At 47.8% G+C, this 12,523-nt stretch carries 10 protein-coding genes; 7 read left to right on the top strand and 3 right to left on the bottom strand.

Annotated elements, in window-relative coordinates; genetic code table 11:
• Window positions 1–3: 3 nt before the first annotated feature.
• Entirely contained in the window at window positions 4–1,560 is a 1,557-nt protein-coding gene (locus H740_RS02765) for an ABC transporter permease (protein WP_002951049.1), read from the bottom strand.
• A complete protein-coding gene (locus tag H740_RS02760) occupies window positions 1,560–2,561 on the bottom strand; it encodes a Fe(3+) ABC transporter substrate-binding protein (RefSeq protein WP_002951047.1) in 1,002 nt (333 codons plus the stop codon). The genes H740_RS02765 and H740_RS02760 overlap by 1 nt, the downstream gene beginning before the upstream one ends.
• Before the next feature lie 161 nt (window positions 2,562–2,722).
• On the opposite strand from H740_RS02760, the gene H740_RS02755 reads away from it, so the two are divergent.
• A complete protein-coding gene (locus H740_RS02755) occupies window positions 2,723–3,100 on the top strand; it encodes a rhodanese-like domain-containing protein (protein ID WP_002951046.1) in 378 nt (125 codons plus the stop codon).
• A gap of 212 nt (window positions 3,101–3,312) precedes the next feature.
• Here the strand turns inward: H740_RS02755 and H740_RS02750 are convergent, their stop codons facing one another.
• Window positions 3,313–4,410: a CinA family protein gene (locus tag H740_RS02750; RefSeq protein WP_002951045.1), complete on the bottom strand. Its 1,098-nt coding sequence runs from the start codon at window positions 4,408–4,410 to the stop codon at window positions 3,313–3,315.
• A gap of 121 nt (window positions 4,411–4,531) precedes the next feature.
• Here H740_RS02750 and ileS point away from each other — a divergent pair, with 121 nt between their 5' ends.
• From ileS to H740_RS02720, 6 genes are all read left to right on the top strand, one after another.
• Complete coding sequence (gene ileS, locus H740_RS02745) at window positions 4,532–7,288, top strand: isoleucine--tRNA ligase (RefSeq protein WP_002951040.1); 2,757 nt, start codon at window positions 4,532–4,534, stop codon at window positions 7,286–7,288.
• Between the two features lie 96 nt (window positions 7,289–7,384).
• Window positions 7,385–8,758, top strand: a complete 1,374-nt coding sequence (gatA, locus tag H740_RS02740) for an Asp-tRNA(Asn)/Glu-tRNA(Gln) amidotransferase subunit GatA (RefSeq protein ID WP_002951039.1) — start codon at window positions 7,385–7,387, stop codon at window positions 8,756–8,758.
• Complete coding sequence (gene guaB / locus H740_RS02735; RefSeq protein ID WP_002951037.1) at window positions 8,755–10,203, top strand: IMP dehydrogenase; 1,449 nt, start codon at window positions 8,755–8,757, stop codon at window positions 10,201–10,203. The genes gatA and guaB overlap by 4 nt, the downstream gene beginning before the upstream one ends.
• Window positions 10,203–11,303, top strand: coding sequence for a homoserine O-acetyltransferase MetX (gene metX, locus H740_RS02730; RefSeq protein WP_002951035.1), 1,101 nt, complete (start codon window positions 10,203–10,205; stop codon window positions 11,301–11,303). Before guaB ends, metX begins: the two co-directional genes overlap by 1 nt.
• Entirely contained in the window at window positions 11,296–11,490 is a 195-nt protein-coding gene (xseB, locus tag H740_RS02725; protein ID WP_002948190.1) for an exodeoxyribonuclease VII small subunit, read from the top strand. The genes metX and xseB overlap by 8 nt, the downstream gene beginning before the upstream one ends.
• Entirely contained in the window at window positions 11,483–12,295 is an 813-nt protein-coding gene (locus H740_RS02720) for a carbon-nitrogen hydrolase family protein (RefSeq protein ID WP_002951033.1), read from the top strand. Before xseB ends, H740_RS02720 begins: the two co-directional genes overlap by 8 nt.
• Window positions 12,296–12,523 lie beyond the last annotated feature (228 nt).

The raw sequence follows: 12,523 nt of genomic DNA, 5'->3' as shown, positions 1-12,523 counted from the left end.
TTTTTATCTTTCTTGTTTTTTTCTGGAGATTATCTCGAGCCAAAGGACGGCGACTAGCGACATCGAAACGATGAGAAACGACGGCAACGCCGCAGCGTAAAGCCTCTCGTCGGCGGCGTAGAAAAAGGCCCTGATACTAAGCGTCTCAAAACCCAAAGGCCGCAAAATGAGGCTAAGCGGCAGTTCCTTAATGATGTCGATAAAAACGACGATGAGCGAGAGAAAGAAAAAGTGGCGAAGTAGCGGAAAATGCACTTTGAAAAACAAATTTAACCGCGAGCCGTTTAGCAAAAGCGCGGCGTCGTCGATATTTGCCGGGATCTTGGCGTATCCGCTCTCAACAGCATATATCGAGGTCGCCAAAAACCTCACGACGTATCCGAAAATCAGCACCACAAAGCTCGATGAGAGCAGATGGGTGTCAAAATTTCGGTCAATATAACCAAAAACTATCATCACGCAAAGCCCGATGCTAGCGCCCGGCAGCGCGTAGCCTAGCGAGACAGATTTTAGCAAAAAGGCGTTTAGCGCTTTGTTTTTTATAATTCTCGTCGCAAAAACGAGGAAAAAACTCACCGCCGTGATGAGTATCGCCGCGCCAGCAGCCATCAGAAGCGAATTTAAAGCCATCTGCACGAACTCGAATTTAAAGCTATCTAGCTCGTGAATACTCCAGTACAAAAGCCAGGTAAAAGGAAACGCAAACGCCAGGCAAAACACGCTCGCGCACCATAAAAATGCCGCCGCCGAGCCGAATTTGCCAAGCTCCTTTTTTTGCGTAAATTTGGATGTGTCGTGCGTGGAGAAGCTGTATTTTTTAGAGTTTTTATTAACATGCTCAAATATCATCAAAACAAACACGAACATCATCAAAAGCCCCGCTAGCACGGACGCGGAGTACGAGTCGCCCATGTCAAACCATAGCTTAAAAATGCCCGCGCTAAAAGTCTCCACGCCGTAATACGCAGCCGTGCCGTAGTCGCTAAGCGTCTCCATAAGCACCAGCATCGCTCCGCCCACGATCGCCGGACGCGACAGAAATATCGCAACCCTAAAAAATACGGCAAGACCGGATAGTTTATAAATTTTGCAAACGTCAAAAAGAGCTGCGGACTGCGTTTTAAACGAGGTTTTGGCAAACATATAGATGTACGGATAAAGCGACATCGAGAGTACGAATATCGCTCCGTAGATATTCATAAACTCCAGCCTAAAGCCGAAAATTCGATGAAAATATCCTCCGTAATCCATAATCCCGACGTAGCAAAAACTAAATATATAAGCAGGAATCGCAAGCGGGAGCATTAAGGCATATTCAAAGAAATTTGAGAGCGCGAAGCGGTAGTTCGCCACCAGCCACGCCGAAACTACGGCTATGACGAGGCTAAGAGTCAGCACGCCAGCAGCTACAAAAAAAGTTCCTTGAAGATACCTTACGAAAAGATACTTAAAAAAATGCTCGAGCAAGGAGTAGTCGCCCAAAGCGATCTCGAAAAATATGCTAAAAATGGGGATCAAAACAACAAGGGCGATAAAAATCGCCCCGAATTTTACTTTCATTATTTCCATCCGGCTATGTCGTAAATTTTAATAGCTTCGTTCGTGTTTTGCACGCTTTTATAAAGCGGAGTGGAGTCTTCTTTAAATTTGCCAAAGCCTTTTACGATGTCGCTAGGCTCGACCTCTGCGTTGATCGGATACTCGAAATTTATGCCTGCGAGTATCTTTTGCGCCTCAGGGCTCACCATAAACTCCATAAATTTAACTGCGTTTTCTTTATTTTTAGCAGCCTTTGTTAACGCGATACCGCTGATGTTTACGTGCGTACCGCGGTTGTCCTGATTTGGGAAAATGATGCCCAAATTTTTCGCAGCCTCGACGTCTTCGGCTTTCGGAGATGTTAGCATGAGGCCTATGTAGTAGGTGTTCATAACCGCTACGTCGCCCTCGCCTGCGTAGATGGCCTTAGCCTGATCTCTATCACCGCCTTTTGGATCGCGGGCTAGATTTTTTAGCGTGCCTTCCGCCCATTTAGTAGCCGCATCTTTGCCGTCGGCCTCGATGATAGCAGCTAGTAGAGACTTGCTATACGGAGCCGTCGCACTTCTGATTAGTAGTTTGCCCTTTAGCTCGGGTTTTGCCAAATCCTCGTAGTCCTTGATACCTTTAGGATCGAAGTCTCTTTTGTCGTAAACGATGACTCTGGCGCGTTTTGAGATAGCAAACCACTGACCGTCGTTGTCTCTATACTGCTGCGGTACGATTTTTTCCAGGGTTTCAGATTTGACGGATTGTAGCACGCCTTTAGTCTTTGCGGTGTAGAAATTTCCCGCGTCTGCGGTGATGAAAATATCCGCCGCGGAGCTACCCCCTTCTACTTCGAGCTTTTTAATCAGCTCGCCGGCTTTTGCTTGCGTGGCATTTACCTTGATGCCCGTTTTTTGTTCAAAAAGTTTATAAAGCTCGCTGTCGGCGTCATAGTGACGCGCAGAGTAGATATTTACCTCCGCGGCAAACAAGAAGCTTGAAAGCAAGCTAAGCGCGAAAAAACTTTTTTTCATTTTTATCCTTTGTATTGATATGGATTTGCGATTATAGCGTCTATCTTATGAAAGTAATATTAATTATTAAAAAAGAAAAATTTATGCTGGAGTGATTTTAGAATGACAAAATATTTAAAATTGAGTGCTAATATTCACGCCGTCAAATTTAAGGAGAGAAAATGAGAAAAATTTTACTTTTAGGAACAGCGGCGGCGATGGCTTTTGCGGAAATTTCTACGGTTCAAGTTAGTCCCGAAGCGATCAAAAACTACGAGCAGATCGTAGATATCAGGACGCCTGCTGAGTGGATGGAAACAGGCGTGATAAAGGGCGCAAAGACTATCACTTTTAACGCAACCGATAAAGAGGGATTTTTGAACGAGCTTAAAGCCAATGTCGATCTAAAAAAACCGGTCGCGCTCATATGCAGAAGCGGGCGCAGAAGCGCTGCGGCGGCGATGATGATAGATTCGCCGGAACTAAATATAATAAATCTTGACGGCGGTATGGGTAGTCTCATAAATCAAGGCTACGAAACCGTGCCGTATCAAAAATAATCCACAAATTTTACTTTATAAATTTCGTCCGTCAGACTTAAATTTGCGCTAAATTTTAAGTTTGGCGGAGCTGATTTTTGCTCTACTTGCGCGTAAGACGGCGGTAAATTTTAAATTTGTCGCCGTTTTTATAAATTTAATATAACAAAACACACCTGCTTTAAATTTTAGCAAGCACAAATTTGACAAATTTCATCAAATTTAACCCAAATTTACGCCAAAAATAGTCTCGGCTTTAGCTTTAGCAGGCAAACATACGCCGCCAGCGCGCTTTGCTCTCTTATATAGTTGCGGTCGCCGTTTAAATTTAGCCTCTCGATCATGCACTCGCCGTCCTTTGCATAAGCCCCCACAAACACCGTCCCCACCGGCTTTGCCTCGCTACCGCCGTCAGGTCCCGCGATCCCGCTGATAGCTAGCGAAAAGTCCGATTCGCTCGCCTTCAGCGCGCCTTTTAGCATCGCCATCACGCACTGCTCGCTCACTGCGCCGTAGGTTTGTAAAATTTCATCGCTAACGCCCAGCCAGTCGCGTTTCATCTCGTTTGCGTAGGTCACTAGCGAGCCGTTAAACGCCGCCGAAACTCCGGCAAAAGCGCCAAATTTAGCCGCCGCAAGCCCGGCCGTGCAAGACTCGGCAAACGTAAGCTTTAGCCCGCTTGCTATAAGCGTGCTTGCAACGTGGCGGAAAACATCCTCGCCCTCAAAAAATTTGCCCGAGAAAAGATTTTTCGCACCGTTTATAAAACCGCTAGTTTGGCCGAATTTGTTTGCTTCCACTCTGATTAGAGCCAAATTTGATAAAATTTGAGACGAATAAATCTGGACTTCATAGGTTTTTGCCAGCGGTTCGAGCAGGATTTTCGCACTCTCCTCGTCAATATCTACTAGATGAAAGTAGCCGAAATCTCGCTGCGTTTTGATCTCGATAGCAGGCAATTTTTGATTTGCATCGGCCTTTAGCAAATTTACGTAAGTTTGATTTAGTTTGATTAAAAATCCATCATCGCTAAATTTTTCAGCCCTGCTGGGAGCTAGCATTTGCGGGGATTTTAGCTCCAAAATATCGCCGCTTAAAGTGGCTAAAATTTTAGCTGCGACGGAGCAGTTTTGACTCGATGCGTAGATGCAAAGGCTGTCTGAGCGCGCGCAAAGATGCTCGATGATAAACGGCAACTCCTTGTCGCTTTTGCTAACGAACCTAAACTCGCCCAGCTCGCCGAAATGCCGCTTGTAAGCGCAAAAAATATAATCTAAAAAAGGCGCGTTTACGCCGATATCTTCGCCGATGATCAGTAGTGCGTTTTTCACTGTTTTCTCCTTTAAAAACCGAAAACATCTTACATAAATTTAGCTTAAAATAGCGTTTTTTCAGTAGCATTTAATCGCCGTTTGGATAAAATCTACCAATTTTTTACTTCAAGGCGAACCTATGGATTACAAAGATACATTATTGCTTCCAAACACCGAATTTCCCATGCGCGGCAACCTGCCGGAAAACGAACCCAAACGCTTAAAATCGTGGTTTGACGATAGAAAAATCTACGAAAAAATGAAAGTTAAAAGGCAAAAAGCAGCCAAAAGCTTCACTCTGCACGACGGCCCTCCATACGCCAACGGCAACATCCACATCGGACACGCGCTAAACAAAACCCTAAAAGACATCATCTTAAAAACACACTATTTCTTCGGCGAAAACGTGAGATTTACGCCCGGCTGGGACTGCCACGGACTACCGATCGAGCAGCAAGTCGAAGTAAAACTGGGCGAGAAGAAAAAAAGCCTCAGCAAAACGCAAATCCGCGAGCTTTGCCGCGAGCACGCCAGAGAGTTTATCGAGGTACAAAAGGAGAGCTTTAAACAGCTAGGCGTCGCTAGCGACTGGGACGACCCGTATCTGACGATGAAATTTAAATTTGAAGCAGAAATTTACAAAACGCTTTGCAAGGTCGCCAAACGCGGACTTTTGATCGAGCGAAGCAAGCCGGTGTACTGGAGCTGGGCGGCCAGAAGCGCTCTAGCCGAAGCCGAGGTCGAGTACGAAGACAAGGAAGACTACAGCATCTACGTAGCCTTTAAGCTAGGCGAAGAAGCCGCCGCAAAAATCGGCGCAAAAGACGCTCGCGCGGTCATCTGGACGACTACGCCTTGGACGCTGCCGGCAAACCAAGCCATCTCGCTAAACCCTAACGAAATTTACGTTTTAACGGCTGAAAATTTGATATTTGCCAAAGAGATGCTTGGCGAGCTTGAAAAAGAAGGACTAACTAAGGGCGAAATTTTAAAAGAATTCGCCGCCGCTGAGCTTGAAAACCTGCACGCTATAAATCCGCTAAACGGTAGAAAATCGCTATTTATCCTAGGCGATCACGTCACGATGGACGGCGGTACGGGTCTAGTACATACCGCTCCCGGTCACGGCGAGGACGACTACCACGTGAGCCTAAAATACGGCATCGAAGTCATAATGCCGGTCGATGAAGGCGGCCTATACGACGAGGCGCTAAAGACGAAAAAGTTATTCCCCGAGGACGTAGTAGACGAGCTAATCGGCATGCATATCTTTAAAGCCAACGAGAAAATTTTAGAGCTTTTAGGCTCAAATTTGCTAAAAGTAAGCAAATTTGTCCACTCGTATCCGTTTTGCTGGAGGACGCACAAGCCCGTTATCTACCGCGCTACCAAGCAGTGGTTTATCGCTATGGACGAGCCTAAAATCGAGGGCAAAACGCTACGAGAAGTCGCGCTAAAAGAGCTCGAAAACGTCAAATTTTACCCTGCAAGCGGCGTAAAAAGGATAGGCTCGATGATAGAAAATCGTCCCGACTGGTGTATCTCTCGCCAACGCGACTGGGGCGTGCCGATAGCGTTTTTTAGACGCAAGGATACAAAAGAGCCGATATTTGACGATGAAATTTTAGATAACGTCGCGGCGATATTCGAGCAAAAAGGCGCAGACGCTTGGTGGGACAGCGAGATCAAGGATCTCTTGCCGGCAAACTGCAAATACGATCCGCAAAATTTAGAAAAAGTGATGGACATCCTCGACGTCTGGTTTGATAGCGGCTCGACGTGGGCTGCGGTGCTAAAAAGCGGCGACTACGATGCGGGCAGCTATCCTGCTGATATGTACCTAGAGGGTAGCGATCAGCACAGGGGTTGGTTTCAAAGCTCGCTACTGCTAAGCTGCGCCGCGCAAGGAAGAGCGCCGTATAGAAGCGTGCTTACGCACGGCTTTACCGTCGATGAAAACGGTCAAAAGATGAGTAAAAGCAAAGGCAACGTCGTAGCTCCGGCGGACGTCGCTAAAACCTACGGTGTGGAAATTTTACGCCTTTGGGTTGCGCTTAGCGACTACTCCAGCGACCTAAAAATCAGCGAAAACATACTAAAACAAGTAAGCGAACAATACCGAAAAATACGCAATACGATAAGATTTCTACTAGCCAACGTAAACGATCTAGAAGATATCGAAACGTCAAATTTCAACATCCTGGACCGCTGGATACTAAGCCGCGCGAAAAAAGCATTCGACGAGGCCGAAGCGGCGTTTAGAAATTACGACTTTTCAAAGGGCTTTAGCCTGCTCATGAATTTTCTAAGCGCCGATTTAAGCGGCATTTACCTTGATATCTGCAAGGACCGTCTATACTGCGACGCCAAAGACAGCGATACGCGCCGCTCGGCTCAAAGCGCGATGGCGCTAATCACCAGAGCGCTCCTGCCGCTCATCGCTCCGACGCTCACATATACCGTAGATGAGGCGATGGACTATGCGCCTAAGATCATAAAAAACGGCGCAACCGACGCCTTTGATCTAGAGTACGCGCCGCTAGAGTTTGAGTTTAATGTAGACGACGAGCTGTTAGTCGCTAGCCGCGAGAAATTTTTCGAGCTAATCGACGTACTCAAAAAAGATAAAAAGATAAAATCAACCCTTGAGCTCGTGCTACAAACCAGCTCAAATTTGATCCTAAGCGAAGATATAAACGAGATAAGCGACTGGTATATGGTTAGCGACGTTCAAAGCTTAGACGGCAGCGATAGCCTAGTCGAATTTGACGTCGGAAATGATAAATTTAAACTCGTTTTATCGACGCGCCACAAGTGCCCGAGATGTTGGAAATTTACCGCTAAGCACGATGGAGAAACCTGCCCGAGATGCGAAAAGGTACTAAAAAATGTCTGAGCCCATCTCCGCTTGGTTCGTCGCGGCGACCATCGCGGCCATCCTCGCGGCCACAGCCGCAGGTATCGTAGCGGTAATAAAATTTAAGGATAAAAAATGATAACTTTAAAAGAGGCTCTAAAGCTAAGCGCCGGCGAGATAGCCGAGCTTAGAAATGAGCTGGAAAAGAAAATTTTCGCAGATAGAGAGCTTGGCGCTTACGTCGAGCAGTTGGCAAATTTGCCACTTGATAAACTGGGCGCGGGCGTGCCGATCGCTATAAAAGACAACATCCAGGTAAAAGGCTGGAGCGTAACAAGCGCGTCTAAAATTTTACAAGGCTACATCGCGCCTTATAACGCGACGGTTATAGAAAAGCTGCTAGCAGCGGGCTTAGCGCCGTTTGGCCGTACGAATATGGACGAATTCGCCATGGGCAATACGACCGAAAACAGCTACTACGGCAAAACGCTAAATCCGCTAAACCGCGAGCGAGTGGCCGGCGGTAGCTCGGGCGGTTCGGCTGCCGCGGTCGGCGCAGGGCTAGCAGTGGCTGCTCTAGGAAGCGATACGGGCGGCTCGATACGCCAGCCTGCGGCATTTTGCGGCTGCGTGGGACTAAAGCCAACCTACGGACGCGTGAGCCGCTACGGTCTGGGTTCATACTCTAGCTCGCTAGATCAGATCGGCCCGATAACGCAAAACGTCGAGGACGCCGCAATCCTGTACGATATCATCGCAGGACACGACGACAAGGATAGCACGAGCGCGGATATAAAATTTGAGAGCATAGCAGATAAGCTAAACGCGGACAAAAAACTCACCATCTGTGTCATCGAAAACTACATAAACGAAGCCTCGGAAGAGACTAAAAAAGCGCTTTTAAAAGCGGTCGATGTTTTAAAAGCCGCAGGCCACAAGATAATCTATAAAAATTTAGAAAACTCAAAATGCGACATTGCGACATACTACATCATCGCTACGGCCGAAGCTAGCGCGAATCTCAGCCGCTACGACGGAGTGAGATACGGACGCAGGGCGGAAGCCAAAAATTTAAAAGAACTTTACGTGAATTCGCGCTCGGAGGGGTTTGGCGAAGAGGTGAAAAGACGAATCCTACTAGGCACTTTCGTGCTTAGTAGCGGTTATTACGACGCGTATTACATCAAAGCGCAAAAAGCTCGAGCCTACGCTAAAGCTAAATACGAGCGGATTTTGAGCGAATGCGACCTTATTTTTATGCCCGTCGCCCCTCGCACGGCGTATAAATTCGGCGATCTAAAAGACCCGCTAGAGGCCTATTTGTCGGATATTTACACGATCAGCGTAAATTTAGCCGGCCTACCCGCCATCTCGGTTCCGGTAGCCAAGGACGCTGACGGCCTAAACGTCTCAGCCCAGCTCATCGCAAAGGCGTGGGATGAAAAAACGCTGCTAGAAGGCGCGCTTAGTTTAGAAAACTCTATAATCTATAAAAGGATAAACGCATGAAGATAGTTACGAAGGCTCTCACCTTTGACGACGTTTTGCTCGTCCCACAGTACTCCGAAATTTTGCCTAAACAAGTAGACATAAAAACGCGCTTTAGCAAAAACGTGGAGCTAAATATCCCGATCGTATCGGCTGCGATGGACACCGTCACCGAGCACCGCGCGGCGATCATGATGGCGCGTCTGGGCGGTATCGGCGTCATACATAAAAACATGGACATACAAAGTCAGGTCAAAGAGGTCCGCCGCGTAAAAAAAAGCGAAAGCGGCGTGATCATCGATCCTATCTCCATCTCGCCAAACGCTAGCGTGGGCTCCGCGCTTGATATGATGGCCGATCTGCATATCTCGGGCGTTCCCGTCGTGGATGAGGAAAATAAACTAATAGGAATCCTAACCAACCGCGATTTGAGATTTGAAAACGACAGAAGCGTCCTCGTAAAAGACAGGATGACCAAAGCTCCGCTAATCACCGCTCCAAAGGGCTGCACACTAGACGACGCGGAGAAAATTTTCTCTCAAAACCGCGTAGAAAAGCTACCTATCGTCGATAAAGACGGCCATCTAGAGGGCCTCATAACCATAAAAGATCTAAAAAAACGCAAAGAGTATCCAAACGCAAACAAAGACGCCTACGGCAGACTCCGCGTAGCCGCAGCTATCGGCGTAGGTCAAATGGACAGAGCAAAAGCTCTAGCAGAAGCCGGCGTAGACGTCATCGTCATAGACTCCGCTCACGGCCACTCAAAAGGCGTGCTAGACACGCTAAGGCAAGTCAAAGCCGAGCTAAAAGTAGACATCGTCGCGGGAAATATCGCAAACCCGGCTGCCGTCAAAGACCTAGCGCAAGCAGGCGCCGACGGCATCAAGGTAGGCATAGGACCTGGCTCTATCTGCACAACTCGCGTAGTAGCGGGCGTTGGCGTACCTCAAATTTTCGCCGTCGATAGTTGCTCGGCAGAAGCTGCAAAATACGGCATCCCCGTCATCGCAGACGGCGGACTAAAGTACTCGGGCGACGTAGCCAAAGCCCTGGCCGCAGGCGCTAGCTGCGTGATGGCTGGTAGCTTGCTAGCGGGCTGCGAGGAGACTCCTGGCGAGGTGATAACATTCCAAGGACGCCAGTACAAAGTCTACCGCGGCATGGGAAGTATCGGCGCGATGACTAAAGGTAGTAGCGATAGGTACTTCCAAGAAGGCACCGCGCAAGACAAACTCGTACCGGAAGGCATCGAGGGTCGCGTACCGTTTGCCGGCAGTATAAAAGAGGTTGTACATCAGCTAGTTGGCGGCCTACGAAGCGCGATGGGCTACATGGGTTCAAAAGATATCAAAACCCTTCAGGAAAAAGCCCAGTTCGTTGAGATCACGAGTGCTGGATTAAAAGAGAGCCACGTTCACGACGTCGTCATCACGCAAGAAGCCCCTAACTACAAAGTCAATTAGTGCTAAATTTAAAAACCGGCAAAGTAAATTTGGACGAGCCGCTCTATCTGGAGAGCGGCCGAATTTTACCCGAATTTGAGCTTGCCTACGAAACATACGGAGAGCTAAACCAAGATAAAAGCAACGTCATAGTCGTCTGTCACGCGCTAACTGGCAGCCACCACGCCGCAGGCAGATACGAAAACGAGCAGAAATTTGGCTGGTGGGACGCGCTAGTGGGCGAAGGCAAAGGCATAGATACGAGCAAATTTTTCGTCATCTGCGTAAATATCCTCGGCTCAAATTTCGGCTCGACAAATCCCCTCAGTATCGAAAAAAGCACGGGCAAGCAGTATCGTTTGCGCTTTCCGGTGCTAACCATCAGTGACGTCGTAAAGGCGCAGATGAGGCTTTTTGAGCACTTAGGTATCGAGCGCGCGCATGCGGTCGTGGGCGGTAGCCTAGGCGGTATGCAGGCGCTTTGTTTTGCGATCGAGTTTCCAAATTTCGCCAAAAACGTCATCATACTAGCCAGCACTTATCAGAGTAAAGCCTGGGCGATCGCGTTTAACAAAATCGCGATCGAGGGCATCCTGCGCGATCCCGGTTTCAAAGACGGCCAATACGACGAAAACGATATCGCCACGCAGGGGCTAACCGGCATGGCGCTAGGACGTATGGCGGGACACATCAGCTTTCTCTCGCCTAGCTCCATGGACTCCAAATTTGGCCGCAACTACGTAGAGACCGACGGCCTTTACGAGCTTACGGGGCGGTTTCAGGTCGATCGTTATATGGAGGACAACGGTCACGGCCTTCCAAAGCGCTTTGATCCGCTGAGCTACCTTTACATCGTAAAGATGATGAACATCTTTGACTGCACGCGCCACTACGACGACCTCGCGCACGCTCTTTTGCCTATTTGCGCCAAGGTTACGCTTATAGCATTTAGCGGCGATATGCTGTTTCCGCCAAGCTGCATGCGCGAGATGCACGAGACGCTACGCGACATCGGCAAGGCGTGCGACTACCACGAGATAGACAGCGACTACGGCCACGACGCGTTTTTGGTCGAAGTAGATAAATTTGAAAAAATAATAAAAAAGGTTTTAGATGAGTGAAAATTTAAGCGAGGATTTTGAGAGCAAACTCGCCAAAGCAAATGAAATTTTAAAACAGCTAGGCGATGAAAATTTGAGCCTAGAACAAAGCGTCAAGCTGCATAAAGAAGGCAAAAAGCTACTCGAGGAAGCTGACAAAATACTGCAAAACGCAAAGCTAGTGGTAAAGGATGCAGACGATGAATAACGCTACTGCAGCCGTTTGCGCCTTGCAGCTACCCACTCAGCCCATGAGCGAGTCGAGGCTGGATTATTATTTTAGGATTTGCGCGGGTGAGGGCGCCAGGCTCGTGGTGCTCGGAGAATACGTGCTAAACAGCTTTTTTAAAGAGCTTGAGCTCATGCCAAAAAGCCTCATCAAAGAGCAAAGCGAGCGCAAAAAACACGCGCTTGCCGCGATGGCGCAAAAATACAATCTAGAAATCCTAGCCCCGCTCGTACTACCCAAAGGCAAAGGCTTCGTCAAAGTCGCGGCGAGATTTAGCCCCGCGTCGTCGCGCTTTTACGAGCAGCAGATCTTGATGCCCTATCCACACTGGAACGAGGCGAAATTTTTTACCAACAAGACTGAAGGCGAGCTAAATTTGCCCGTCTTTAGCTACGAAAAATTTAAAATCGGCGTAATGTTTGGCTTTGAGGCGCATTTTGACGCGGCGTGGGCCTATATGGCGCGCAAGAAAGTCGATGCCGTCGTAGTTCCTACCGCTTGCACGTTTTTTAGCGAGATGCGCTGGGAGGAGCTACTAAAGACCCGCGCCTTTACGAACAACGCCTATGTCCTGCGCGTAAACCGAGTCGGCAATCACAAGGCCGCTAGCGGCGAGCAGTGGAGCTTTTACGGCGATTCTATGCTGATTAGCCCCTTTGGCGAGGTGGTTTCGCGTCTAGGAAAAAACGAAGAGATGATGGTGGCAAAACTCGAAAAAACCGAACTCGCACAGGCTAGGCACCTATGGGGATTTTCTCAAATTTTACATAAAAGACTGGGCTAAATTTAGCTTTCAGGCGGCAACTAAGATAAAATTTGCCGCCTTTTTTCTACAAATTTTGCCGATTTTCTAAATTTACCCTACCCTTAAATTTTATATTATCGCCGAAATTTGATCAAATATATTTTTATATCTTGAAATTTTGCATAATAAATCAATTTAATTAGACTAAATTCAAATTTATTTTTGTTCTATCCCCAGCCCGATATAATCACGTTTTTAGGCAAATAA

It is taken from the genome of Campylobacter showae CC57C, from assembly GCF_000344295.2.
Classification (GTDB): Bacteria; Campylobacterota; Campylobacteria; order Campylobacterales; family Campylobacteraceae; genus Campylobacter_A; species Campylobacter_A showae_B.
This window is presented reverse-complemented; position numbering and strand designations above follow the sequence as displayed.

Coding starts and splice junctions, on each gene's coding strand:
- H740_RS02765 (WP_002951049.1), bottom strand. CDS start 1,560: ATGAAAGTAAAATTCGGGGCGATTTTTATCGCCCTTGTTGTTTTGATC.
- H740_RS02760 (WP_002951047.1), bottom strand. CDS start 2,561: ATGAAAAAAAGTTTTTTCGCGCTTAGCTTGCTTTCAAGCTTCTTGTTT.
- H740_RS02755 (WP_002951046.1), top strand. CDS start 2,723: ATGAGAAAAATTTTACTTTTAGGAACAGCGGCGGCGATGGCTTTTGCG.
- ileS (WP_002951040.1), top strand. CDS start 4,532: ATGGATTACAAAGATACATTATTGCTTCCAAACACCGAATTTCCCATG.
- gatA (WP_002951039.1), top strand. CDS start 7,385: ATGATAACTTTAAAAGAGGCTCTAAAGCTAAGCGCCGGCGAGATAGCC.
- guaB (WP_002951037.1), top strand. CDS start 8,755: ATGAAGATAGTTACGAAGGCTCTCACCTTTGACGACGTTTTGCTCGTC.
- xseB (WP_002948190.1), top strand. CDS start 11,296: ATGAGTGAAAATTTAAGCGAGGATTTTGAGAGCAAACTCGCCAAAGCA.
- H740_RS02720 (WP_002951033.1), top strand. CDS start 11,483: ATGAATAACGCTACTGCAGCCGTTTGCGCCTTGCAGCTACCCACTCAG.